This is a genomic window from Spirillospora sp. NBC_01491 (assembly GCF_036227065.1).
In the GTDB taxonomy this organism is placed as follows: domain Bacteria; phylum Actinomycetota; class Actinomycetes; order Streptosporangiales; family Streptosporangiaceae; genus Spirillospora; species Spirillospora xylanilytica.
Map to the genome: position 1 here is coordinate 6132126 of NZ_CP109432.1, position 22633 is coordinate 6154758.

Genomic DNA, 22633 nt, shown 5'->3' on the forward strand with positions numbered 1-22633 from the left:
CTGGTGTTCGGGTGCCGGTCAGTGGTGCCAGGGCAGCGGCACCGGGTCGGACGGGATCACGCCGGCCAGGAGGCCCGTCAGCAGCGGCGCCAGGCCCAGCGGGTAGACGGGTTCGCCGGCCGTGCCGAGCTCGTCCACCGTCCACCAGCGGTAGCCGGTGACCATCTCGGTCTCGATCGTGTCCAGGCCGCCGAAGTCGACCTCGTGCGCCGCGACCCGGTGCAGGAAGAAGTCGTCGCGAAACCGGCCGCGCGCCCAGCCGAGGTCGGCGTAGCCGGACGTGACGGCGACCCGCGGCCCGAGATCGGCGGCGGCGACCACCAGCCCGATCTCCTCCCGCAGCTCGCGCGAGGCCGCTTCGGCCAGGGTCTCGCGCCGGTTCACGCCGCCGCCGGGGGTCAGCCAGTAGTGCCGGTCTTCGGGCCCGCCCGGGGGATCGAGATACCGCAGCAGCAGGATGCGCTGCTCGCCGTCGACGAGCAGCACCCGCGCGGACCGCCGTCGATACCTGGTCTTGGCCATACTCGGCAGGCTAGGCGCTGTCTCCTGGGGCCTCAACCGTCATGGCGACACAGCGAGGGCCGGGCCGCACGGGGGCCACGGCCCGGCCCCGCTCGCCGCATCGTCTCCCAGATCGGCGGCCTTGCCCAGAGCGGAGCGGGCCGCGAGGATGCCCAGATCTGGCCGCTGATGACCGGTTTCGAGAGTTCGGCGGGGCGGGCCGGTGGATCAGCTCACCCGGCCGTCGAGATAGACCCACGCGCCGTCCTGCCGGACGAACCGGCTGACCTCGTGAAGCTCACCCGGACGGCCGCGGTCGGCGAAGCGGGCGCGGAACTCCACCGTCCCCTCCGTGTCGTCCATGGTGCCGTCGGTGGTGCCGATGATCTCCAGGCCCTCCCAGCGCACGCCGGGCTCGGGGTTCGCCCGGGGCGGACGGGTGGAAGAGTGCCAGCTCTCCAGCAGGTACGCGCTGTCCCCCCTGGCGAACGCGCTGTATCGGGACCGCATGAGCTGCTCGGCCGTCGCGGCCTCCGCGTCGCCCTGGTGCAGCGGCCCGCAGCAGTCCGGGTACGGCGCGGGCAGCCCGCACGGGCACGGGGGAGCGGGACGGGAGGGTGCGCTACGACGTTTGGCCATCCGTCCATTGTCGACCACGCGCGGCACTGCGGCGCCCATCGGGGCGGGCGGCGGAGGCGCGCGGCGCGGTGCGCGGGGGATCACGCGGTGGCGGTGGCGGGCGCCGGGGCCAGCCGGCGGCCGAGGAGGCGGCCGAACGTCAGGGCCGGGGTGACGAGCATGCCGCCGCAGAAGCTGTTCCCGCAGGTGGCGGCGGCGCCGATGATTTCGCCCAGTGCGTACACGCCCTCCATCGCGCGGCCGTCGGTGCGGCGGACGCGCAGGTGCCCGTCCACGTCGACGCCGGAGAAGGTGACCAGCGTGATCGCGTGGTTCTCCATCGCGAAGAACGGGCCCGCGGCGATCGGGGCGGGCAGGTGGGTGCGGCCGAACTCGGCGTCGTGCCCGGCGGCCACCGCGGCGTTGTAGCGGTCCACGGTGGCGGCCAGCCCCGCCGGGTCGATGCCGGTCAGCGCGGCGAGCTCGGCGAGGGTGTCGGCCCGGTGCACCCCGGCGCGGGTGCCCGCCTTGGCGAGGACGTCCTCGGGGCTCCAGCCGACGACCATCGGGACCGAGTTCCGCCGGGCCGCGTCGTCGAAGACGGTCCAGAACGTGCCGTCGGTGGCGGCGGCGAGCGCCCGCTCCTTGAGGTCGATGCTCGGCTCGTCCTCGGCGACGAACCGGCGCCCGGCCCGGTCGACGTAGATCTCCCACGGGGGTCGCTCGGCCGCGACCAGCAGCGGGCGCTCCTCGAAGTAGGCCTTGCCCGGGGTGGTCGGGTGCGGCAGGCCGCCGAACGTGGGCAGGTACCGGCCGCGTCCGGCGATGGCCGCGCCCGCCTCGCGCGCGATGACCAGGCCGTCGCCGGTGGAGGTGGGGTGCGCGGCGCTGACCAGCGGCACCCCCTCGATCTCCTCGAACAGCTCCACGTCGGCGGCGAACCCGCCGGTGGCGAGCACCAGCGCCGCGGTCCGCACCTCGACCTCCTCGACGCCGCCGCGCAGCACGGTCACCGTGGGCGCGGTGCCGGGCGCCTCAACGAGCCCGATCGCGGTGCTGCTCAGCCACAGCTCGACCCGTCCGGCCTCGACCTGCTCGTCCAGCAGCCGCTTGAGCACGGCCAGGATGGACAGCCCGGCGTCCTTGCCGTAGTAGGTGCGGGCGACGCCGTACGGCTCGTGGCCGTAGACGAGCCGGGGGGACTCGGGCGCGAACGCGAACCCGTGGTCCTCCAGCCAGTCGACGGTCTCGGGCGCGTTGCGCGCGGCCAGCTCGACCAGGTCGGCGCGGGCGGTCCCGCCGCTGATCCGCTCGATGTCGGCCAGGTGCGCCGCGACGGAGTCCTCGATGCCGCGCTCGCGCTGCCTGCGGGTGCCGCCGGCCGACAGGTGCCCGCCGGTGGTGTGCAGGGTGCCGCCGACCCGGCCGTCCTTCTCCACCAGCAGCACCCGGGCTCCGCGCCCGGCGGCCTCGACGGCGCAGGGGATGCCGCCGGTACCGGCTCCGATGATGACGAGGTCGTACTGCTGGGTCGGCACATCGGCTCCTTCGTGTTCCGTTTACAGGAACGATGTTTCACAGTACTGCTCATGGTGCCCGGTAGATGCCGGTGAGCGCAAGGTTCCGCGTGGACGCTGCGCCGCGCCCCGGCCTATGTTGCGCATAAATCGAAACAGTGTTCCAAAAACACGGAGGCCGCTCATGCCGCTCGGAGCCGTTGTCGAGGCCGTGGCCGGCTGCCGCGACCTCGACGCGTCCATCGCCTTCCACACCCGCGCGCTCGACCTGGAGGTCCTGCGCCGGGACGGCGGCGAGGCGCTGCTCGGCGTCGCCGGGTCCGGCACCGGACGGCTCCGGCTGGTCGCCGTCCCCGAGGCCGACGCCGCGCTGCCGGGCCCGAGGCTCTGGGACATCGGGCCGCGGCTGCTCGGCATCTACTCCCGCGACCTGGAGCGGACCGCCGCCAAGATCGACGCCGCGGGCGGGCGGTCCCGCGAGCGCGGGACCTACCCCTACGGCGCGGCCACGCTGAGCGAGTTCGTCGCGCTCGGCGGCGACGGCATCTGGTGGACGATCCCGCAGGCCGGCGCGGGCGGCACCCGGCTGGACGCCCGCACGGTGCGCGGTCCGGCGGGCGTCGAGATCGAGGTGCGCCCGCTCTAGGCGAACCACCAGGGCGCGCTCGTGGCGGGGTCGCGGATCAGGAACGAGCGCTGGCGCAGGAAGCGCCGGATCGACGCCGCGCCCATCCGCGACCCGCCGAGCCCGGACGACTTGAACGCGTTCTTCTCGCCGTCCTGGACGAGCCCGGTCAGCGCGGCGTCGTTGACGCTGATCCCGCCCGCCTCCAGCCGCGCGCCGACCGCGAGCGCCGCCTCGGTCGTCCCGGCGAACACCGCCGCCGACAGCCCGAACTCGCTGTCGTTGGCCAGCGCCACGGCCTCGTCGGCGTCCGCGAACGGCAGCACCGGCAGCACCGGCCCGAACGTCTCCTCCCGCATGATCCGCATGGAGTGGTCGACGCCGGTGAGGACGGTCGGTTCGAGGTACTCGCCGCCGCCGAGGACGCGGACTGTCCCGCCGCAGTGCACCGTGGCGCCGTGCGCGACGGCGTCGGCGATCTGGTCGGTGATGATCCCGGTCTGCGCCGCGGAGATCACCGGCCCGAGCTCGCCGTCGGTCACCTCCGGGTAGGCCAGGCCGACCCGCCGCGCCCGCGCGACCAGCAGGCCGACGAACTCCTCGAAGACCTCCTCGGCCACGTAGACCCGCTCGATCGACATGCAGGAGTGGCCGGTGTTGACCGTCCCGCCCCACAGGATCGCCGCCGCCGCGCGGTCCAGGTCGGCGCCGGTGAGGACGATCGCCGGGTCCTTGCCGCCGAGCTCCAGGAACGCCGGGATGAACCGGGCCGCGGCGGCGGCGCCGACCGCGCGGCCGGTCCGCACGCTGCCGGTGAAGCAGATGAGGTCGACCGAGCCGACCAGGGCGGCGCCGGTCGTCCCGTCGCCGTCGACGAAGCCGAGCACCCCGTCCAGTGCGGGCACCGCGGTCGCGCACTCGCGCATCACCGCCGCGAACCGCGGGGTCACCTCGCTCGGCTTGACCAGCACGGCCGAGCCGGCGAGCAGCGCTGGCACCACGTCGATCATCGCCAGCAGCAGCGGGAAGTTCCACGGGCTGATCGCGCCGACCAGCGGGTACGGGAGGGGGCCCGGCCGGTGCTCGATGCCGGGCATCGAGGTGGGCGCGGCGCCGGAGCCCGCGAGCAGCCCCGGTGCCTGGTCGCACCACCGGTCCAGGGACGCCAGGACGCTGTCGACCTCCAGCCGGGACACCGGCAGCCGCCCGGTGTCGCGGACGAGCGCCGCCACCATCGCGTCGCCGCGTTCGGCGAGCGCGTCCCGCAGCGCGCGGAGGGCGGCGACCCGGCCGGGCACACCGAGGGCGAGCCAGCCCGGCTGGGCGGCCCGCGCGCGCGCCGCCGCGGCGCCGACCTCGCCCGGGTCCGCGCAGGTCAGGGTGTGGTCGGACCGGCCGGTGCGGGGGTCGCGGACAGTGATCTCTCGTCCCATCGAAACCTCTCCTCAGTTGTTCCGATGACTGTAACGATGTTCCACTAGATCTGGAATGGGGCGGCGGGTTGATGGTACGAATAATAGTCTGACGTTTAACCCCCCATCCGGAGGCCCCGTGACCGGCACCCATGGCTGGACCCTGCACAGCTGGGCGATCCTGCTGCACATCATCCTGTTCGTCTACTGGCTGGGCGGCGACCTGGGTGTCTTCTACTCCAGCAGGTTCATCCTGAAGCCCGAGCTGTCCACCGCGGCCCGCGGCGTGGCGGTGAAGATCATGCACGTGGTCGACATGTCGCCGCGGATCTGCCTGGTGCTGTTCCTGCCCAGCGGCATCACGCTGATGGCCTCCGACGACCTCGGCCGGGACATGTTCGGCGGCCGGCGGCTCGCCGCGATCTGGATTTTTGCGCTGGTCTGGCTGTGGCTCGTCATCGCCGACTATCGCCGCGGGCCCGGCCGCTTCGGCGACGCGGTGCACCGGACCGACCTGATCGTCCGCGGCGCGCTGATCGCCGTCCTGCTCGGCGGGGCCGCCTACACCTTCGTCGCGGACGAGCCGTTCGGCGTCACCTCCGACCCCAGGTGGCTGGCGGGCAAGGTCGCCGCCTACGCGCTGTGCATCGCCGGCGGGCTGGCGATCAGGGTGAAGCTGAAGCCGTTCGGCGCCGCCTGGGGCACGCTCCTCGCCAAGGGCAGCAGCCCCGAGGTGGAACGCGACATCCGCGGCGCCGTGCAGGGCAGCATCCCCTACGTCCTGGCCATCTGGGTCCTGGTCGTGGTCGCCGCGCTGCTCGGCGTGGTCAAGCCCGGCACGACGGCGTACTGAGTGCGCGCCCCGCGGCGATCAGCCGGCGGCCATCCCGCTCGCGGCCGCGCTCGCGCCCTCGTCCCCGAGAGCCGGCACGGCGGCGGCGGGCTGGTGGCCGAACCGCTCCGACAGGCGCCGCACCGTTTGCAGCAGCGCCGCCGAGCAGGCGTCGGCCTCATCGGTGAACCGGTCGGTCGGCCCGCTGACGCTGATGACCGCGATCGGACGGTCGTTCTGGTCGAGGATCGGCGCGGCGACCGACGCCGCGCCCGTCTGCCGCTCGGCGGTCGAGCGCGCGTAGCCGCGCTCCCGGATCTCGGCGATCTCGCGGCGCAGCGCCGGCGCGGTCGCGACGGTCGCCGCGGTGAGCCGGTCGAGCACGGGCTGCGCGAGGTAGTGGTCGACCTCCTCGTCGGACAGGAAGGCCAGGAACGCCTTGGAGGACGCGCCCGCGTGCAGGGGATACGGCACGCCGAGCGTCACCGACATGATCAGCTCGCGCCGCGGCGTCACCTGGTCGATGTAGGAGCGGGTCCAGCCGGACCGGACCGACAGCGTCGCGGTCTCGACCGTCCGCTCCGACAGCGCGACCAGCTCGGGCCGGGCCACCGACCGCACGTCGATCCGTTCCAGGTAGGCCATGCCGAGCTTCATCGCGCCCAGCCCGAGCGAGTACCGCCGGGACGACTCGTCCAGCTCGATCAGGCTGCGCCCGCGCAGTGAGGTCAGGATCCGGTGCACCGCCGCCTTGGACAGGCCGAGCGCGGTGGCCACCTCGGTGACGCCGAGGGTCGCGGCCCGCTGCTCGGCGAAGTACATCAGGACGTCGGCCGCGCGCTCGACGGTGGCGATGGTCTGGCCGGTGGGGCCTCGCTCGTCGGTGCGCGGAGAGAGCTCGCTCGTGGGAGCGGTGGTGCTCATGGACGTAGATCCTTCCCCAGGTGGCAGGCCGTTTCGACCAGTGTAAAACCGTTCCAACTGGCGAACGGTGCGTGCCGAACCTCAGAACCCTATTTCATGCGTATGAAATCAAGCACATGTTCGTGACCGAAAACAGAGGAGAGTAGCCGTGGACACCCCGCTCAGCGCGGCCGAGCGCATGATCCAGGCGGTCATCGACCGCGATCTCGACGTGGTTCTGGACTCCTTCTCCGGGGCGCCGGACGCCTACGTGTTCCCCGAGGGGCCGCGCTGGACCACCCGCGGCGGCGACCGGATCGAGCAGGGCTGGCGGGCCTACTTCCAGGCCCCCGTCGGGATCGGCGCGTTCCACTGGGTGGAGGGCCCGCACGTGTTCGAGAACGCCACGCTCGGCCAGGTCACCGGCGTGATCGACTACGAGGTGCTCGGCAACGGGGAGTCGGGCCGGCTCCGGATGCGGATGACCTGGCTGATGCGGCTGGAGGGCGACCGCTGGCGGGTCGTCCACGAGCACGGCTCCCAGCCGCTCGCCGACCCGTACGGCGCGGGCGACTGGTGGCCGGAGGGCGCCCGCCCGCTGGACGCCCCCCGGTGACCCCGCGCGCCGCCGGTCAGGCCACCCTGGACTCGTTGATCACGGTCCGCTTCACCAGCCGGTCGCCGCTCATCCAGTGCCAGGTCCGGACCTTCTGGAGGCCGTCGCGGGAGAGCTGGATCAGCTCGTACAGGTAGCCGCGATCGTCGGGGTCGGCGACTTCGGCCCGCACCTCGCCTTCTTCCGCGACCGGCTCGGGTACGAGGTGGCCGCCGAGGGCGCCGTCCCGGCCGCGGTGGCGGGCGCGCTCTGGGGGACGGGCGGCGCGGACGTCGAGGCGGTGGCCCTCGCCGCCGCCGGCGCGGACACGGGCCGGATCCACCTGGTCCGGGTGCCCGAGCCGCTCGCCGTCGCGGCCCGGCCGCACAACCTGGACGTGGGCCTGATCGGGATCGACATGTACGCCAAGGACATCGAGGTCGCGCACGCGCGGTTCGCCGAGGCGGGCGTGTCCTGGTCGACCCCGCCCGCGACGTACGGCGTCGCGGTCGGCGACCAGGAGGTGAGTGATGGTCACCCAGGGCGTGTGCCCCCGGGCGGCGGGTCAGCCTTCGGCGCGCGTCCAGAACTCCAGGTGCACGCCGTCGGGCGACTCGGCGGTGAAGGCCGGGCCGCCGCGCAACCCGCTGTCCGTGAGGGCGCCGACGCGCGCGCCCGCGTCCTCCAGCAGGGCGCGGGCCGCGGCCACGTCCGGGACGGTGAACACGCCCGAGCGCATGCCCGAGGTGAACGCGGAGTCGCCCGCGGGGAGGTCGAGGCCGGGGAAGCTGATCAGCTCGACGCGGGCGCCGTGCCCGTCCCAGAACAGGTCCAGGATGATCTCGGCGTCCGGGTCGTCCAGCCCGATCAGCCGCGCCACCACCGGGTCGACCACGCGCTGCGAGTAGAGCTGGACGAGCCCGAGCCTTGGCCAGAACGCGGCGTCGCAGCCGGCGGTCAGGTGCACGGCGGCCTGGAGTTCGGAGTGCCGCCGCGCGGGGTCGCCGTCCAGCAGGCTGGCCCGCCGCGAGCTGCCCTCGATGATCACCACGGCGACGCCGCCGGGGCCGGTGACCCGGCACTCGGCGAACGGCCGGTCGCCGAGCTCCCAGCGGGAGATCGCGGACGCGGTCGCCCCCGCCGCGACGAGCTCGGCGGCGCTGGCCTCGATGTCGCTGGTGTAGACGTCGACCGCGTAGCCGCCGAGGCTCAGCGCGGTGCTCCCCTCGGGGGCCGCCACCAGGAGCAGGCCGCCGTCGTCCGCGCCCTCGGGGAGGAACAGCGCCTCCTCGGCCGGTCCGGCGAGGCCGTAGAGCGCCCCGGCGGCGTCCGCCGCGAGGGTGCCGCGGTGCCGCTCGGTGTAGCCGAGCACGCCGAGGAACGACGCGGCGGCGGGCAGGTCGTGGCATCCGAGGACGGCGTACCGCGGGCTGCTGAGCATGGACCCTCCAAGGGGGACGGCGACCGGGTGGCCGACCCGGATGCTATCTGAAACACTGTTCCGAATAAAGAAACAGATGGAGGACGTCGATGACGCTGCGCACGGCCGACGCGGACCCCCGCGGCGCGGATCTCCCCTGGGTCCCGTTCACGATCCCCGGATCGGACCCGGCCGTGGGGATGGTCCGGCTGGAGGTCGATCCCGCCGACGGGAGCTCGACCTCGCTGGTCCGGTTCCCGCCCGGATGGACCCGTCCGGTCGCCGGGCACTACGCCTGCGACGAGGAGTTCGTCGTGCTCGAGGGCGAGCTGATCGTGTCCGGTACGGCCTACCGGCCGGGCGACCGCGCCCTGATCCCGCGCGGCACCGTCCGGATCGACTCCAACAGCAGGTCAGGGGCCCTGGCGCTGGCCTGGTTCGCCGGGATCCCGCGCTGGGTGGAAGGCCCGGCCGACTACGTCCCCGCGCCCTCCGAGCGGACGCCGCTGCGCTCGGTCCGGATCCCGGCGGGCGGCCTGCCGCTGCGCACCGGGACCGCGAGCGAGACCCGGCTGTACGCGACCGCGCCCACGACGTTCGGCCGGACGGCCGCGCCCGCACCCGCGGCCCGCGCGCTCTGGCTGGACGGCCCGCACTGGACGGCGTCCGCCCCGGGCGAGCCGCTCCCGGACCGTCCCGGACGCGTGTTCCTTCACCTCAGGTATTCCAATTAGCGGAAAGCTGTTACAAGATGTCCCGCAGAGTTGAGGCGTGACGCCGTCACGTCCAGCGGAACGCTTTGGAGGACCATCATGATCTACCTCGTGTACCGGATGCGGCTGAGCGAGCGGGCGCGCCGCAACCAGAAGGAGTTCTGGGCCTGGCTGGAGGACCGCGAGCGCTGGTTCTACCGCGACCTGCCCTCGGTGAAGTCGGTCCGCTGGTACTACAGCGTGATCGGCGACGTCTACACCATCGAGAACTGGGCCGCGTTCGAGGACGAGGCGGGCTGGGGCGCCTACCGCGCCGCGCTCGGCGGGCTGAAGGCCGACGCCGAGTGGGAGGGCGAGCGCGTCACCCAGGACGACTGGTGGGAGTTCCTCGACACCCGGATCGTCACCGACCCGCCGGTGCCCATCGGCCTGAACCGGGACTGAGACGGGGGAGCGCCGCCATGCCCCAGGACACCCGGAGCGCCGCCGGCCGGCTCGGCCAGTCGGCCACCACGGTGGAGCGGGCGGCGGACGTGCTGGTGCTGTTCACCGCGCCCGGCGCCCGGACGCTCGGCGTCACCGAGATCGCCGACGTGCTCGGGCTCTCCAAGCCCGCGGTGCACCGCATCCTCACCTCGCTGCGCAGCCGCGGGCTGGTCGAGGTCGACGCCGAGACCCGCCGGTACGCGCTCGGGCTGACCGCGATGCGGCTCGGCCTGGCCTACCTGGACGCCATCGACGTGCGGCGGCTGGCGGCCCCGGACCTGGTCGCGCTCTCCCGGGCGACGCGGGAGACCGCGACGCTGTCGTCCCGGGTCGGCGCGCAGCGCGTCTACATCGACCAGGTGACCCCGGACCGCGAGGTCCTCATGTCGGTGACGCTCGGCGTCCCGTTCCCGCTGCACGCGGGCGCGTCGTCGAAGGCGTTCCTGGCCTTCCTCCCGGACGCCGAGGTCGAGGAGTACCTCTCGGTCGACCACTTCAGCCGGCTCACCGACCGGACCGTGGTCGACCCCGAGGCCCTCCGGCCCGAACTGGAGGAGATCCGCCGGGACGGCTACGCCCGGTCGTTCGCCGAACGGCAGTCCGGTGCCGCCTCGGTCGCCGCGCCGGTCTTCGACCACCACGGCCGTCCGGCCGCCGTCGTCAGCGTCTGCGGACCGGTCGAGCGGTTCCGCGGGGAGGCCGGGGCGTGCGCCGCCGCGCTGCTCGAGGTGACCGCCCGGCTTTCCACTCTCATGGGTCACGTCACCGACAGGAACTGAGGATCGCTCCAGGCCCTGGCCGCGCCCGCTCCGGCGGGCGCGGCGATTTCCTGCGTTCCCGCAGCTCAGCGCTTAACAAAAACGTCATAGACTTAAAAGTCAGACCTATTGACACTGTGACGAGCGCCTCTATAGCGTCCATCGCACGGAACCGCGTTCCGAGAAAAGGAACATCCTGGTGGAGGTGCAGATGCGCAGATCAGTCGTCACGGCCGTCGCGGGACTCGCGGCGCTCGCCGTGACCGCGACCGGATGTTCGGGAAAGAGCGCCGACGGCAAGCCGGAGATCCAGGTGGGCCTCATCTCCCCGATGAGCGGTCCCTTCGCGGTCCTCGGGATCTCCCAGCAGAACTCGCTGAACGTGCAGATCGAGAAGATCAACGCCACCGGCGGGATCGACGGCGCCAAGCTCAAGCTGATCGTCCGCGACTCGGCGCTCGACCCCGGCAAGGCCGTCCAGGCCGCCAACGAGCTGGCCGGCAACGACGCGGTGAAGCTGGTCATCGGCCCGTCGCTGACCGCGTTCTACGACGCGGCCAAGGGCACCTACGAGAAGAACAAGAAGCTCAACTGCCAGCCGGCCGTCTCCACCGGCAGCTTCGCCGAGCTGAAGTACGGCTTCCGCTCGCAGGACCCGTTTCTGCTGGACGCCGAGAAGGTCGTCGGCTGGCTGAAGCAGGAGGGCGTCAAGTCCCTCGGCCTGGTCTACGAGGCCGACGACACCGGCAAGAACACCGATGCCGCGCTGAAGGAGATGCTGCCGAAGGCGGGCATCAAGTACCTCGGCTACCAGACGAACCGGGCCGACGACCAGAGCCACCGCGCCTACGTCGAGAAGTTCAAGAACGCCGGCGCCATCATGGTCTCCAGCAGTGCGGGCGGCTCCAAGACGATGGCCGCCGCGGCGGAGATCGGCTTCAAGGGCAAGCTCGTCGGCGGCGGCTCGGGCATGCAGAACATCTCGTTCGTCGAGGCCGCCGGTGACGCCGCCGACGGCGCGGTCTTCCCCGCCCCCCTCTACCAGTACCCCGAGCGCATCGACCGGGCCCAGTGGAAGCCGGGCTACCTGGAGCACATCAAGGCGATCGAGGCCAAGTACGGCAAGAACGTCGGCCCGAAGACCGGCGCGACCTCGCCGAAGGGCGCGGCCATCACCGCCGACTGCCTGTTCGCGTTCGAGCAGGCGGTGAAGGCCGTCAAGAGCACCGACGCCGAGAAGGTCGCCCCCGCCATCGAGGCGCTCGACCTCACCGCCGAGCAGACCCCGTCCGGCAACGCCGTCAAGCCCGGCAAGACCCACGAGTTCTACAACGAGGTCCACCTCTACCAGTGGAGCAAGGACGCCAAGGGCTGGTTCACCAAGGAGATCTCCTCGTCGTGAGCGCTCAGGTCTGGATCGACGGGCTGTTCGCCGGGGCGATCTACGCGCTGGTCGCGCTCGCCCTGGCGATCGTCTTCCAGCCGACCCGGGTGATGAACTTCGCCCAGGGCGAGCCGATCGTGCTCGGTGCGGCGATCAGCTACCAGGTCGTCGCGCTGTGGCACTGGGGCTGGCCGGCCGCGCTGGCCCTCACGCTCGCGCTCGGCGTGGTGATGGGGCTGCTGACCGAGCGAATGATCATGCTTCCGGTGCGGCTGTCCGGCTCCCGGTACGCCTGGATCATCGCGACGCTGGCCGCCGCGATGATCTTCCAGGCGCTGTTCACGCTCCGCTTCTACGACGTGGACGCGCTGCGGCCCAAGGCGCTGGTGTCCGGCTTCCTGGACATCTTCGGGCAGCGGATCTCCTGGCAGCAGCTCCTGACGATCGCGGTCGCGATCGTGGTGGTCGCCGGCTACGACGCCTTCCTGCGGCTCACCGCCTACGGGCGCGCCATCCGGGCGGCCTCGCACGACGCCGACGCCGCCGTGATCATGGGCATCCCGGTCCGCCGGATCGTGCTGCTCAGCTTCGTGATCGCCGCGGTGATCTGCGCCTTCGCCGGCGTGCTGGCCGCGCCGATCCTGTTCATCGGACCGGCCTCGGGGCTGGTGTTCACCATCAAGGGGTTCACCGCCGCGGTGATCGGCGGCGTCGGCTCGCCGCGCGGCGCGCTGGCCGGCGGCATGATCGTCGGCCTGCTGGACGCGGTCATCCGCAACCTGACCAGCGCCACCATCGGCGACTTCGTGGTCTTCGGGCTGCTCGCGCTGATCCTGGTGGCCTTCCCCTCCGGTCTGTTCGGCAAGCCGATGGAGGCGCACTGATGAGCGCACCGATGAGCGCACCCGCGCGAGCGTCGGCCCTGACCAGGGCGATGCGGTGGCTGCCCGCGGGGCTGACGGCGGTCGCCGCTGCGCTGCTGCTCGCCTGGCCCTCGCTCACCGACTTCTACAGCTACAACGCCTCGTACTACAACGGCATCGTCGCGTCCGCCGCGATCAGTGCGATCCTCACGATCTCGCTGAACATGTCGATGGGGTACGGCGGGCTGCTGTCGATGATGCACACCGGCATGCAGCTGCTCGGCGGCTACGCCGTCGCGTACACCACCGTTAAGGCCGGGCTGCCCTGGCTCGTCGGGGTCGCGCTGGCGATGGCGCTCGGCGCGGCCTTCTCCGCCCTGGTCCTGGTGATCAGCCTCCGCGCGACATACCTCTACTTCGGCATGATCACCCTGGCCGCCAACCTGATCGTGGTGGAGGGCGGCAAGTCCTGGGAGGCGGTCACCGACGGGGTCAACGGCATCGTCGGGGTGACCCCGGGCGGGCTGTCCAAGACCGCGTTCTACTACGTCACCCTCCTGGCCCTGGTCCTCACCTACATCGTCCAGCGCAACCTGGTCCGCAGCGGCGTCGGCCGCGCGGTGATGGCGGTGAAGGAGAGCACCGACACCGCCTCGGCCATGGGCATCAGGCCCACCCGCACCAAGGTGCTGGTCTTCACCCTGGCCGGCGCGATCGCCGGGCTCGCCGGCGGGCTGTACGCGTTGCAGCTCGGGTTCATCAACCCCGACGTCGGGCTGCTCGACAACGGCCTGGTGTTCTTCGTCGGGCTGTTCCTCGGCGGCATCGGCACCCTGGCCGGCCCGGTGCTCGGCGTCGCGGTGATCGCCGTGGTGGTCGAGCTGATCAAGGACTACGCCCGCTACACCACGCTGTTCCTCGGCCTCACCCTGCTGATCGCCATGATGGTGATCCCCAAGGGCGTGGTCGGCACCTGGCGGGGCAGCCGGTTCGGCCGGCCGCCGGACGGCACCGACGCCGAACCGTCCGGCGGGCTGCCCGAATCGGTGCTGCCGGGCGCCGTCGACCGCGAGGTCCCCGCCCTGGAGGGACGCGGCCTGGTCAAGCACTTCGGCGGCGTCAAGGCCGTCGACGGCGTCGACGTGTCGGTGGCCGCGGGCAGCGTGCACGGCATCATCGGGCCGAACGGCTCCGGCAAGTCCACCACCGTCGCCTGCCTCACCCGGTTCCACAAGGTGGACGCGGGCGAGGTGCTGATCTGCGGCGAGCCCGCCCCGGACCGGCCGTGGGCCGTCGCCGAGAGCGGCGTCACCCGCGTCTTCCAGGTCCCGCACCTGTTCGCGCAGCAGTCGGTGCTCGACAACGTCCTCACCGGGATGCGCGGGCGCGAGGACTACGGCTGGATCTCGGCCGTCCTGCGGCTCCCGGCGTACCGGCGGCGCGAACGCGCCTCCCGCGCCGAGGCCGCCGAGCTCCTGGCGTTCGCCGGCCTGGGCGGACGCGCCGGGCAGCTCGCCGGGGACCTCTCGCACGGGCAGAAGCGCCTCCTGGAGGTCGTCCGCGCCGTGGCGTCCGGACCCCGGGTGCTGATCCTGGACGAGCCCGCCACCGGTCTGGTCCCCGCCGAGATCGACGCCCTCACCCGGCTCTGCCGCGCGTTCCGCGACCACGGCCTCGCGGTGGTTCTGATCGAGCACAACATGGACTTCGTCATGGACGTCTGCGACCGGCTCACCGTCATCGACAGCGGCAAGGTGATCGCCTGCGGTCCGCCCGCCGACGTCCGCGCCGATCCCCAGGTGCTGGACGCCTACCTGGGCCGCCCCGACCTGGTGGAGGACCTGACGTGACCGCGCTGCTGGAGATGAGCGGAATCAAGGCCGGCTACGGCGGCGTCCGCGTCCTGGACGAGGTCGGCGTGACGGTGGGGGAGGGCGAGTTCGTCGTCCTGCTCGGCCCGAACGGCGCCGGCAAGAGCACCACCCTCAAGGTGCTGTCGGGCCTGCTGAAGCCGTCCGCCGGGACGGTCGTGTTCGCGGGGAAGGACGTCACGAAGGTCCCCGGCTGGCGCCGCACCGGCCTCGGCATCGGGCACGTCCCGGAGGGCCGCCGGATCTTCCCCGACCACACCGTGCTGGAGAACCTCCAGCTCGGGAGCTTCCCGCTGCGCCGCAGCCGCGCCCGCACCCAGACGCTGATGGACGAGGTCCTGGAGCTGTTCCCCCGCCTGGCCGAACGCCGGGACCAGGCGGCGGGCACCCTGTCCGGCGGCGAGGCGCAGATGCTCGCCGTCGGCCGGGCCCTCATGAGCGAACCGAAGCTCCTCGTCCTGGACGAGCCGTCCCTCGGCCTGGCCCCGCTCAAGGCCGCCGAGCTGTTCTCCTACGTCAAGCGCCTCCACGCCGAACGCGGCATGTCGGTGCTCCTCGTCGAGCAGCTCGCCATGATCGCCCTGAAGCTGGCCGACCGCGCCTACGTCCTGGAACGGGGCCGCATCGGACTGTCCGGAACCGCCGCCGAAGTGGAGGCCGACCCCATGGTCAAGACCCTCTACCTGGGCGGCGAATCCGCGGCCTGACCTGCACGCCCGCCCCGGGCCGCGGCCCGGGGCGGACCTTGGGCCCCCGGGCCCTTGCCGGGTCCGAAATGTCACCGCGATCATGACGCCCGAGGCCGGTCATGGTGATCGGCGAAGGGACGTCCTCCATGCGCAGCAAGCGAATGACCGCGGCCGGTGCCGCGGCAGTGACCGCCGCCAGTGTCCTCACCCTGGGCGCGCCCCCCGCGAACGCCGCGGGCCCCTGCGGTGCCGGCTACTCGCGCATCGACGTCTACAACATCGGTGACAGCTTCAAGGTCGGCAGCATCGAGCTGTACTACAACTCCTCCAACGGCAAGAACTGCGCGCTCACCTACGGGACCGATCCCGGAGTGGCCGGCTGGAAGCAGATCATCATGTACGCGACCGACGGCTCGACCGTCAGCGTCCACGACGACGGCGCCTACAAGTACTACGCGGGCCCGGTCTACCTCGAGGCCAAGGGCAAGTGCCTCAACCTCACCGGTGGCATCTTCTCCAGCCGGAGCTACTACCGGAACGTGAAGAAGGTCCACTGCGGCTGACCTTGAGCGGCCGGTGCCCCTAAGGCCACCGGCCGCCTCCGCCCCGTCCAGGATCCGGGTGGCCGCACGTCACCCCCGGCGCGCTCGCGTCGGTCCCATGAGCTACGGCGTGCTCTCCACCGGGTACTCATAGCGGGAGGCGGCACACCGCGTTCTCATCCGGGCTCGGCCGGCAGCCTCCTCAGCACCACGCCGAGCAGGAGGTCCCCGTGGAAGTAGCCGAGCTCACGGGAGTCGCTGCTGGCGGACGGGTCGTCGCCGACGGCGACCAGCCGGCCGTCCGGGACCGCCCGCTCGGGCACCGCCGCCAGCGCCGGCACCGCGTTCCTCGGCACCGGGCCGGAGCGCGGGCGGCGCCCGCCACCACTGGCCCGATCATGAGAGCTCGTCTCGTATCCGGCGGCCTGGAGGGTGAACAGCCGGGCGTAGGTCCCGTCCAGCGCCATCAGGGCGCGTGCCCGCCCGGTGGTGGTCGAACAGCAGGGATCCGCTGGTGCCCGTCCGCGATCAGATCCTTCCGGGATCGCCGAACAGGAACACCAGGTCGTCGAGGAAGACCGCCACGACGGCGAGCGCGCTCCCGGCGGCGGCGGCGACCGCCAGTCCGCTGGCCTCGGCGCCGCCGAGCAGCGCGAACAGCGTGCCGGTCGGCCCGGTCAGCAGGACGCCGGCGGCGCCCGCGGCGGCCAGCGCCGCGAGCAGCGCGGCGCGGACCAGGTGGGCCGGGCCGAGCGGGGCCGCGGACGTGCCGAAGCAGCGGCACGGGGCCCGGCGGCCCGTCCGAAGCGCGGCGCCGATGGCGGCGCCGAAGGCGGCCAGCAGCAGCGCGGCGAGGGCGAACCCGGCGGCCGGGGCGATCAGCAGCAGCGGCGGCGTCGCCAACTCTCCGGCGAGCACCGCGACCGCCGCCGGGCGCGCGGGCAGCCGCGGCACCAGCCGGGGGACCGAACCGGCGAAGCCGGCGAAGGCCGTCCGGCCGCGTATCTTGCCCGCCGCGGAGACCGCGAAGACCTCCGCGAGCAGGACCGCCACCGCGAAGACGATCAGATCGGCCACCCGGACTCCTTCCACCGCGACATGACCTGACCGGGACGCGCGGGTGGGGGCGGCCCGTTCGCCGCCCCCACCCGCCCGGCCCGCTCAGCAGGTGTTGCAGGCCCGGCAGCCCCAGGGCTCGCAGACCGCGGAGATGCAGTCGCGGTAGCAGATCTTGGAGTAGGTGCTGGCGCAGCAAACGCACTTGGTCTGTGTGGCCGCGGACGCTTCAGCGCGCGGGACCAGCCTCGACACCAGTTGGTCGGCCAGCCTCAGAACGCTTCGTGCCATGCCGCCGCCTTTCACTCAGGAGAACCGGTTGTGGCCTCTGGTGCAGCACGGTACGCGGCGGAAATCGGCTGGCAAGGGGAAGGAACGCGGCAGATATTCAGGATGTGTTCTGAACACGAAAAGGGGACACGAAAAGGGAACGCGGAAGGGCGGGCGAAAAGGGAACGTGAGAAAAGGGGACACGGAAGAGGGGCCGGGTTGCTCCGGCCCCTCTTCCGCGCGGGTCCCGCCCGGGGCTGCTCCGGGGAGGGCCCTGGACTACATCCCGTCGCCGTCCCAGCGGCCGGCGGAGCGGCTGCGGACGGGGAGGGTGGACAGGATGGGGGCGGGGATGTGCTCGCCCTTCTCCCAGGCGCGGCCCTGGCCCCAGTTGTGGCTGTGCTCGTCGGTCCGCTCGGCGGTGTGCTCCAGGGACGCGGGGTCGGCTCCCCAGTCGGCCGTCGGCGCGTGCTCGTGGTCATGGTCGTGCTCGTGGTCATGGTCGTGACCATGGCCGGCCTGGAGGGCCTTCGCGTCGAGGGCCTTGGCGAGGGCGATCAGGCTGGGGTCGGTGCCCCGGCCGTGCGGGACGTAGTCGGCGTCGGGGGCGCCCAGCGAGCGCTGGAAGGCCACCGACTCCTCCAGTTCGCGGATGTTCTTGGCGTTGCGGCGGGGCGGCCGGGACGCCAGGTCGTGGGACGACTGCGACCAGCGCATCCGGCCCTCGTCCGGGCCGTAGTTGACGGCCTCGCCGCCCCAGCGCACCCACTCGTTCTGGGTGTACCAGTTCGTCAGCTCGCCGTCGGAGCGCATCAGCCAGGTCGCGCCGCCCTCTTCACTGGTGAAGTGGCCGTGCTTGACCCGGGCCGGACGGAAGAAGTAGGTGCCGAGGTCCAGGGTGCCGAAGTTGTACTCCATGTGGCCCTGGATCGTGTACGCCTCCTCGTAGCACGGGTGGTGCGCGAGGCGGTGGTCGGTCCAGCCCTCCTGGGCGTGCACGAGGCGGGTGTAGAACCCGGTGTGCGGGTCGACGTGCAGGTACTTGATGAACAGGCCGGGCATCGGGCCCGCGACCGGCACCGCGTCCCAGTTCATCGCCTCGGTGTCGGTGACGATGACCTCCTCGCGGGCGTCGGCCCAGGCGGGGGCGCGGACGCTGTCCACCGCGTCGAAGCCGGCGTCGCCGTACTCGCGGTAGAGCAGGACCCGGGTGCCCTCGGCGAAGGTGATCGCCTCGACCGGGATGCCCTTGGGGGCGTACACGTAGCCGCCCTTGCCGATCTTCTGGTCGCCGTAGGTCATCCCGCCTTCGAGCACGTAGTACTCGGTGTTGGCGTGGTGGATGCCGGGTCCGCGGCCCCAGCGGGTGTGGAAGTCGACCCGCAGCGAGCTGGAGCCGTCCTCCTCGTCCACCGACAGCCGACGCTCGCTGGCCCGGCCTTCGCCGCCGACGAGTTCGGCGCCGTGCCAGACGTAGTCGTTCTCCTGGATGAGTTCGACGTGGGGTCGCATGGTCACCTCTCCTGAAAATATGTGAGTGTCGGTCAGTGCCGGAGCCGGCGGGCTAGCGGTCGCGGAGCTCGCGCTTGAGCACCTTGCCGGAGGCGTTGCGCGGGAGGACCGGGAGGAACTCCACGCTGCGCGGCACCTTGGGGCCGGACAGCCGCTCGCGGCAGTGCGCGTCCAGGGCGGCGGGGTCGACGGTCGCGCCGGGCAGGGCCACGACGTACGCGGCGACGCGCTCGCCCCACTGCTCGTCGGGCGCCCCGACGACCGCGGTGTCGGCGACGCCGGGGAAGGCGTTGATGACGTCCTCGACCTCGCGCGGGGCGATGTTCACCCCGCCGGAAATGATCATGTCCTTCTTGCGGTCCACCACGTAGATGAACCCGTCCTCGTCCCGGACGACGATGTCGCCGCTGGTGAGGAAGCCGTCCTCGGTCGTGCAGGCGGCGGTCGCCGCGTCGTCGCCGAGGTAGCCGTTCATCAGGAACGGGGAGCGGCTGAACAGCTCGCCGCGCTCGCCCGCCGCGACCGGGCGGCCCTCGTCGTCGACGACCCGGACCTCGGTCATGTACCAGGGCAGGCCCACCGAGCCGGTGCGGTCGGCGTCGGCGGGACGGCAGTTGGTCACCACACCCGCCTCGGTCGAGCCGTACAGCTCGTGCACCCCGGCGTCCGGGAAGGCGCCCGCGACCCAGTCCTTCAGGACGGCGGGCAGCGCGGCGGCGTTGAAGTAGAGGGTGTCGAGGCTGGACAGGTCGTACCGGCGGCGGGGCTCGTCGCCGAGCGCGCGGAGCGTCTGCGCGTGCGTCGGGACGAGGAACGCCGACTGGGCCCGGTGCCGTTCGGCGAGGACGAGCAGGTGCTCGGGGTCCCACTTGGGCAGCATCACCACGGTGCCGCCGGCGACGACCGGGGCGTAGTCGAAGACCATCCCGGCGCCGTGGTACATCGGCGCCACGGCCAGGCTGGTGCGGCGGGCGCCGAGGCCCCACTCCATCGCCGACAGGTAGCACATCAGCGTCCGCGCGCGGTGGCTGCTGAGGACGCCCTTGGGCCTACCGGTGGTGCCGGAGGTGTAGTAGAGGCAGCACGGGTCGTTCTCGTCGACCGGGACCAGCGGGTCGGCGCCGGACGCCGAGTCCAGGGCCTTCTCGTACGAGGCGACGCCGGTCCCGCCGATGGTGAGCACAAGGTCGACGGGGACGGGCGGCTCGCCGTCGGACACGAAGGCGCGGGCGCCCGAGTGCTCCAGGATGTAGGCGGTCTCGGCACCGGTCAGCCGGGTCCCGATCGGCACCAGCACCAGCCCGGCCTTGGCCGCTGCGCAGATGATCTCGGGGAACTCCAGCCGGTTGCCGAGCTGGACCGCGACCCGGTCGCCCGGCCGCAGCCCGGCGGCGAGCAGGGTCTGCGCGAGCCGGCTCGCGCGGTCGTCGAGGGCGCGGTAGGTCAGGCTGCGGTCGCCGTCGATGACGGCGGGCCTGGACGGTGTCGCCGAGGCGAACTCGCGCACGCCTCCGGCCATCGAGAGCGCCGCGCCGCCCGGGAGCAGTGCCACGACACCACCTCCGTGTTCCGTAATCTGGAATCGAGTTCCGATGTGCGTATTCGAGCAGCATGTCGGGTGTCCGGTCGGCGCGTCAATGCCTGAAATCGAGAAAGTCTGACCTTTACCGTACGATGCTCGGGATGACTGTCGAGAAAGCTGGATCCGAGCGGCCCCCCACCCCGGTGCCCGCCTACGCGGAGATCGCGGCGAGCCTGCGCGCGCGCATCCTCGCCGGTGACTACCGTCCCGGCGACCGGCTGCCGGTCGAGCCCGATCTGTCGGCCGAGCACGGCGTCAGCCGCAGCACGGTCCGCGAGGCGCTGCGGCTGCTGGCCAGCCAGAACCTGATCACCACCACCCGGGGGGTGGCGGGCGGCAGCTTCGTCGCCTACCCGCAGCCCGACCAGATCACCGAGTACCTGGTGACCAGCCTCAACCTGCTCGCGATCGACACGCAGATCACCGTCGACCAGCTCCTGGAGATCAGGGAGATGCTGGAGGTGCCGGCGGCCGGGCTGGCCGCGGCGCGGGCCGACGAGGCCGACCGGGCCGAGCTGCGGGGCTCGCTGTTCGACCCCAGCACGCGCGACCCCACCGAGATCTTCGCGCCGAACCGGCACTTCCACACGGTGCTGCTCAAGATGGCCCGCAACCCGTTCCTCGAAGTGGTCACCCAGCCGGTGTTCCGGGTGCTCAACGAGCGGTTCCTGCGCGAGAACGCGCCGTCCCGCTTCTGGTACGGGGTCGACCACGACCACCGCGAGATCCTGTCCCGGATCGAGGCCGGCGACCAGGTGGGCGCCCGCGAGGCGTGCCACGCCCACCTGGAGAACCTGCGCGAGACCTACACCACCATCGACCGGACCACCCAGCCGGACGCCTGAGCGCCGAGCCCCGGGCCAGGGCGGGGGCCGGCCCGGGGGAGCGCGAGGGGTGAGGGGGCCGCGGGGCCGTTCAGCCGACCTTGACCTCGTTGATCAGGGTCCGCTGGTAGCACACCCCGTTCTTGATCCACTGCCAGACCCGGCTGCGGTTGCGGCCGTCCTCGCTGAGCACGATCAGCTCGAAGAGCCGCAGGTCGGTGCCCTCCTCCTTGTAGATCCAGTTCAGGTACATGACCTGGTCGTCCAGCTCCCAGAACTCGCCGCGCAGCCGCTCGGTGTCGAAGGCGCAGTGCCCGTTCCCCTGGTACTTGCCGGGGAAGACCCGCTGCTCGGTGCGCCCGTCGGCCCAGGTGTAGTTGTTGACCTGGTGGTACTCGTACTCGCCGTCCTCGGGCAGCGAGCAGGTCAGCACCGAGTCGTGGTGATCGGTGACCGTGCCCTCGGCGTCGACGTAGGTGTAGGTGCCCTTCCACTCGCCCTCGTGCCGGGCCAGCAGCGGCATGTCCTCGCGGAACGTTCCCATCGGGTTTCCCTTCGTTACGGCTGGTGGAGCGGGGGGTCAGTGGGGGAGGCGGCCGATCGACTCCTGCTGCCGGCGGGCGAACCAGGCCCGCTCGGGCGCCCGGCCGGCCAGGCCGTTCGGCCGCTCGATGTCGTGCCGGCCGTACTCGCCGGCCCACAGTCCGGGCTTGACCCGCGACAGCAGGTTGCCCATGCCCGGACGGGCGCGGTAGCGGCGCAGCGCGGTGAGGTCGAGCTCGGCGGACGCGACGATGCTCTCGCCGCCGGCGGCCTCGGCCAGCACCCGGCCCTCGAAGTCGAGCACCTTGGAACCGCCGGAGGTGGAGTCGCCGGGGATCGGGATGCCGTGCAGGCCGCCGCTGTTGGCCGAGACGACGTAGGCGAGGTTCTCGATGGCGCGGGCGCGCCGGCCGATCTCCTTCGGCGTCAGCGCCGGGCTGCTGATCTCCGAGGTGGAGTGGCAGAACACCTCGGCGCCGCGCAGCGCGAGGGCGCGGGCCAGCTCGGGGTAGAGGATCTCCTCGGACGCGATGCAGGCCAGGTTGCCGATCTCGGTCCGGGCGACGGGCAGCACCGCGTCCATCCCGTAGATCTCCAGGTAGCGGTCCCACACGTCGTAGGGCGAGGGCGAGTACAGCGAGTGCAGCCGCCGGTAGCGGAGCACCACCTCGCCGCTCGGGTCGATCACGAAGGACGCCTGGAAGTACAGCTCGGGGAAGTTCGGGTCGGACTCGTAGGCGTTGCCCGAGACGTGGAGTCCCAGGTCGGACGCGATGGTGCTCAGCGCCTCGTACTCGGGGCCGTCCGGCGCGAGCGCGGCCATGTCGCGCCAGCGCTCGAGGGGCTCGCCCATCGGGAAGCCGGTCAGGACGTACTCGGGCAGCACGACCAGCCGCAGGTCCGAGCCCACCCAGCGCTGCGCGGCGGCCATCTGGGCGCCGATCCGGGTGATGGAGGCGGCCATCGCCGTCCGGGCGTCGCCGGGGGCCAGGCCGTTGACGGCCTCGGTCCGCGTTTGCAGCGCGAGCGCCCGGTACGCGGTCACGGCCGGGGCCGGAGTCTGATTCACGTCCCGCTACCTCCCTGTTTAGATGGAACAGCGTTACGCTAAGCGGAA

General features: G+C 72.4%; 26 protein-coding genes. 12 read left to right on the top strand and 14 right to left on the bottom strand.

The genetic code is table 11. The features are described 5' to 3' along the window. Window positions 1-18: 18 nt before the first annotated feature. From OHA34_RS28500 to OHA34_RS28510, 3 genes are all read right to left on the bottom strand, one after another. Window positions 19-522 (bottom strand): NUDIX hydrolase, encoded by a 504-nt coding sequence (locus tag OHA34_RS28500; protein ID WP_285938352.1) that lies wholly within the window; start codon window positions 520-522, stop codon window positions 19-21. Window positions 523-729: 207 nt separating this feature from the next. Beyond that, a complete protein-coding gene (locus OHA34_RS28505) occupies window positions 730-1140 on the bottom strand; it encodes a YchJ family protein (protein WP_285938351.1) in 411 nt (136 codons plus the stop codon). 80 nt (window positions 1141-1220) lie between these two features. After that, the gene (locus tag OHA34_RS28510; protein ID WP_285938349.1) at window positions 1221-2657 is read right to left on the bottom strand and encodes an FAD-dependent oxidoreductase; all 1437 of its coding nucleotides are present in this window, start codon (window positions 2655-2657) and stop codon (window positions 1221-1223) included. Window positions 2658-2820: 163 nt separating this feature from the next. Between OHA34_RS28510 and OHA34_RS28515 the strand changes: the two genes are divergently transcribed. Then, entirely contained in the window at window positions 2821-3282 is a 462-nt protein-coding gene (locus OHA34_RS28515; protein WP_329519454.1) for a VOC family protein, read from the top strand. Here the strand turns inward: OHA34_RS28515 and OHA34_RS28520 are convergent. Continuing rightward, complete coding sequence (locus tag OHA34_RS28520; protein WP_285938347.1) at window positions 3279-4694, bottom strand: aldehyde dehydrogenase family protein; 1416 nt, start codon at window positions 4692-4694, stop codon at window positions 3279-3281. The genes OHA34_RS28515 and OHA34_RS28520 overlap by 4 nt on opposite strands. A 118-nt stretch (window positions 4695-4812) precedes the next feature. Between OHA34_RS28520 and OHA34_RS28525 the strand changes: the two genes are divergently transcribed. Continuing rightward, on the top strand, window positions 4813-5526 hold the full coding sequence (locus OHA34_RS28525; protein ID WP_285938346.1) for a hypothetical protein: 714 nt from the start codon (window positions 4813-4815) through the stop codon (window positions 5524-5526). Window positions 5527-5544: 18 nt separating this feature from the next. Here OHA34_RS28525 and OHA34_RS28530 read toward each other — a convergent pair whose 3' ends face one another. Then, complete coding sequence (locus tag OHA34_RS28530; RefSeq protein WP_329519455.1) at window positions 5545-6429, bottom strand: IclR family transcriptional regulator; 885 nt, start codon at window positions 6427-6429, stop codon at window positions 5545-5547. A 148-nt stretch (window positions 6430-6577) separates the two neighbouring features. On the opposite strand from OHA34_RS28530, the gene OHA34_RS28535 reads away from it, so the two are divergent. Then, window positions 6578-7024, top strand: coding sequence for a YybH family protein (locus tag OHA34_RS28535; RefSeq protein ID WP_329519456.1), 447 nt, complete (start codon window positions 6578-6580; stop codon window positions 7022-7024). A gap of 16 nt (window positions 7025-7040) precedes the next feature. Here the strand turns inward: OHA34_RS28535 and OHA34_RS28540 are convergent, their stop codons facing one another. Continuing rightward, the gene (locus OHA34_RS28540) at window positions 7041-7541 is read right to left on the bottom strand and encodes a hypothetical protein (protein WP_329519457.1); all 501 of its coding nucleotides are present in this window, start codon (window positions 7539-7541) and stop codon (window positions 7041-7043) included. Between the two features lie 27 nt (window positions 7542-7568). Continuing rightward, entirely contained in the window at window positions 7569-8444 is an 876-nt protein-coding gene (locus OHA34_RS28545) for a VOC family protein (protein WP_285938342.1), read from the bottom strand. 89 nt (window positions 8445-8533) lie between these two features. On the opposite strand from OHA34_RS28545, the gene OHA34_RS28550 reads away from it, so the two are divergent. From OHA34_RS28550 to OHA34_RS28585, 8 genes are all read left to right on the top strand, one after another. Continuing rightward, window positions 8534-9157: a cupin domain-containing protein gene (locus OHA34_RS28550; protein ID WP_329519458.1), complete on the top strand. Its 624-nt coding sequence runs from the start codon at window positions 8534-8536 to the stop codon at window positions 9155-9157. Window positions 9158-9235: 78 nt separating this feature from the next. Next, on the top strand, window positions 9236-9580 hold the full coding sequence (locus OHA34_RS28555) for a hypothetical protein (RefSeq protein WP_285938340.1): 345 nt from the start codon (window positions 9236-9238) through the stop codon (window positions 9578-9580). A gap of 17 nt (window positions 9581-9597) precedes the next feature. Then, on the top strand, window positions 9598-10401 hold the full coding sequence (locus OHA34_RS28560; protein ID WP_329519459.1) for an IclR family transcriptional regulator: 804 nt from the start codon (window positions 9598-9600) through the stop codon (window positions 10399-10401). Window positions 10402-10591: 190 nt separating this feature from the next. After that, window positions 10592-11782: an ABC transporter substrate-binding protein gene (locus tag OHA34_RS28565; RefSeq protein WP_285938338.1), complete on the top strand. Its 1191-nt coding sequence runs from the start codon at window positions 10592-10594 to the stop codon at window positions 11780-11782. Then, on the top strand, window positions 11779-12648 hold the full coding sequence (locus OHA34_RS28570; protein ID WP_329519460.1) for a branched-chain amino acid ABC transporter permease: 870 nt from the start codon (window positions 11779-11781) through the stop codon (window positions 12646-12648). Before OHA34_RS28565 ends, OHA34_RS28570 begins: the two co-directional genes overlap by 4 nt. Beyond that, entirely contained in the window at window positions 12648-14477 is a 1830-nt protein-coding gene (locus OHA34_RS28575; protein WP_285938336.1) for a branched-chain amino acid ABC transporter ATP-binding protein/permease, read from the top strand. Before OHA34_RS28570 ends, OHA34_RS28575 begins: the two co-directional genes overlap by 1 nt. Beyond that, complete coding sequence (locus OHA34_RS28580) at window positions 14474-15205, top strand: ABC transporter ATP-binding protein (protein WP_285938335.1); 732 nt, start codon at window positions 14474-14476, stop codon at window positions 15203-15205. The genes OHA34_RS28575 and OHA34_RS28580 overlap by 4 nt, the downstream gene beginning before the upstream one ends. Before the next feature lie 128 nt (window positions 15206-15333). Further along, window positions 15334-15750 carry a spore-associated protein A gene (locus OHA34_RS28585; protein WP_285938334.1) on the top strand — a complete coding sequence of 139 codons (417 nt, stop codon included), beginning with the start codon at window positions 15334-15336 and terminating at the stop codon, window positions 15748-15750. Between the two features lie 155 nt (window positions 15751-15905). On the opposite strand, the gene OHA34_RS28590 is transcribed toward OHA34_RS28585, so the two are convergent. The 5 genes from OHA34_RS28590 to OHA34_RS28610 all read right to left on the bottom strand — a co-directional run bounded on the left by OHA34_RS28590 (window position 15906) and on the right by OHA34_RS28610 (window position 20119). Beyond that, a complete protein-coding gene (locus tag OHA34_RS28590; protein ID WP_285938332.1) occupies window positions 15906-16196 on the bottom strand; it encodes a hypothetical protein in 291 nt (96 codons plus the stop codon). Between the two features lie 61 nt (window positions 16197-16257). Continuing rightward, window positions 16258-16806: a MauE/DoxX family redox-associated membrane protein gene (locus tag OHA34_RS28595; protein ID WP_329519461.1), complete on the bottom strand. Its 549-nt coding sequence runs from the start codon at window positions 16804-16806 to the stop codon at window positions 16258-16260. 84 nt (window positions 16807-16890) lie between these two features. Continuing rightward, window positions 16891-17076: a hypothetical protein gene (locus OHA34_RS28600; RefSeq protein WP_285938330.1), complete on the bottom strand. Its 186-nt coding sequence runs from the start codon at window positions 17074-17076 to the stop codon at window positions 16891-16893. Between the two features lie 258 nt (window positions 17077-17334). Then, window positions 17335-18567, bottom strand: a complete 1233-nt coding sequence (locus tag OHA34_RS28605) for a DUF4437 domain-containing protein (RefSeq protein WP_285938628.1) — start codon at window positions 18565-18567, stop codon at window positions 17335-17337. Between the two features lie 52 nt (window positions 18568-18619). Then, on the bottom strand, window positions 18620-20119 hold the full coding sequence (locus OHA34_RS28610; RefSeq protein WP_285938329.1) for a class I adenylate-forming enzyme family protein: 1500 nt from the start codon (window positions 20117-20119) through the stop codon (window positions 18620-18622). Window positions 20120-20250: 131 nt separating this feature from the next. On the opposite strand from OHA34_RS28610, the gene OHA34_RS28615 reads away from it, so the two are divergent. After that, window positions 20251-20994 (top strand): FadR/GntR family transcriptional regulator, encoded by a 744-nt coding sequence (locus OHA34_RS28615; RefSeq protein ID WP_329519462.1) that lies wholly within the window; start codon window positions 20251-20253, stop codon window positions 20992-20994. A gap of 70 nt (window positions 20995-21064) precedes the next feature. On the opposite strand, the gene OHA34_RS28620 is transcribed toward OHA34_RS28615, so the two are convergent. Together OHA34_RS28620 and OHA34_RS28625 are read right to left on the bottom strand one after the other, a co-directional pair. Beyond that, window positions 21065-21517: a DUF3598 family protein gene (locus OHA34_RS28620; RefSeq protein WP_285938326.1), complete on the bottom strand. Its 453-nt coding sequence runs from the start codon at window positions 21515-21517 to the stop codon at window positions 21065-21067. 36 nt (window positions 21518-21553) lie between these two features. After that, entirely contained in the window at window positions 21554-22585 is a 1032-nt protein-coding gene (locus OHA34_RS28625) for a nitrilase-related carbon-nitrogen hydrolase (protein ID WP_329519463.1), read from the bottom strand. Window positions 22586-22633: the final 48 nt, after the last annotated feature.